The 719-nt window shown below is 67.5% G+C and carries 1 protein-coding gene; it reads left to right on the top strand.

The window, feature by feature from the left end; all coding sequences use genetic code 11:
• Positions 1-719: AMP-binding protein (locus JR064_RS22915; RefSeq protein ID WP_206231246.1), on the top strand; the 719-nt coding region annotated here is incomplete at both ends.

Below are 719 nucleotides of genomic sequence, written 5' to 3' on the forward strand. Positions count from 1 at the left end.
TATCTGATTTACACCTCCGGGTCCACCGGCAAGCCGAAGGGCGTGGCGATCACCCATCGCAACGCAGTGGCGTTGCTGGAATGGGCGCAGACGGTGTATTCGCGGCAAGAACTGGGAGGCGTGCTGGCGGGGACCTCGGTGTGCTTCGACTTGTCGGTCTACGAACTGTTTCTGCCATTGCGCGTGGGCGGGGCGGTGATCCTTGCCGAGACCTCGACGCAATTGCCGGAGATCGTGGCAGGGCCGGCGGTGACCCTGATCAACACGGTGCCGTCGGCGCTGTCGGCCTTGCTGGAGCTGGATGGCATTCCCGCCTCGGTGCGCACGATCAATCTGGCGGGTGAGGCATTGCCGCGCGAGTTGGCCGAGCGGATCCTGCGGCTGCCATCGGCGCCGCGGCTGTACAACCTGTACGGCCCGTCGGAGGACACGACCTACTCGACGGTGGCGCTGGTGGGGCGGCCCGACATCAAGCCGCGGATCGGTCGCGCGATCGCCAACACCCAGGCCTATGTGCTGGATCCGTTTCTGCGCTTGGTGCCGACGAACACGGCCGGCGAGCTGTACCTGGCGGGAGCCGGCGTGGCGCGTGGCTATTGGATGCGTCCGGAGCTGACCGCGGAGCGGTTCGTGCCCGATCCGTTCGCGACCGAACCTGGGGCGCGGATGTACCGCACCGGCGACCGCGTGCGCTGGCTGGCCGACGGCGAGTTGGACTA

Origin of the sequence: Xanthomonas bonasiae (genome assembly GCF_017163705.1) — a bacterium.
GTDB lineage: Bacteria > Pseudomonadota > Gammaproteobacteria > Xanthomonadales > Xanthomonadaceae > Xanthomonas_A > Xanthomonas_A bonasiae.